This window comes from Cohnella sp. GbtcB17 (genome assembly GCF_019091135.1).
Classification (GTDB): Bacteria; Bacillota; Bacilli; order Paenibacillales; family Paenibacillaceae; genus Cohnella.
On the sequence record NZ_JAGXJW010000546.1, the window covers coordinates 1 to 230 of the forward strand.

The window sequence follows — 230 nt, forward strand, 5'->3', positions numbered from 1 at the left end:
GGGCTGCGCGGGCGTGGAGGAGGCGGTCGCCGTTCTGTCCGCGCACGGAGCGTCGAGCGTCATCGTCAAGCGGGGCAGGGCAGGCGCGAGCGCATTCACGCGGGATGACGTCGTGCATCAGTCGGGCTACCCGGATCAAGCGTACGATACGACGGGAGCGGGAGACAGCTTCAACGCCGGCTTCATGTACAGTACCCTGAACGGCTGCGAGATGGCGAGCGCGCTCGCCT

General features: G+C 67.8%; 1 protein-coding gene. It reads left to right on the forward strand.

Annotated features, from left to right (window positions below):
• Positions 1-230: carbohydrate kinase family protein (locus tag KVT38_RS34385; protein ID WP_254639767.1), on the forward strand; the 230-nt coding region annotated here is incomplete at both ends.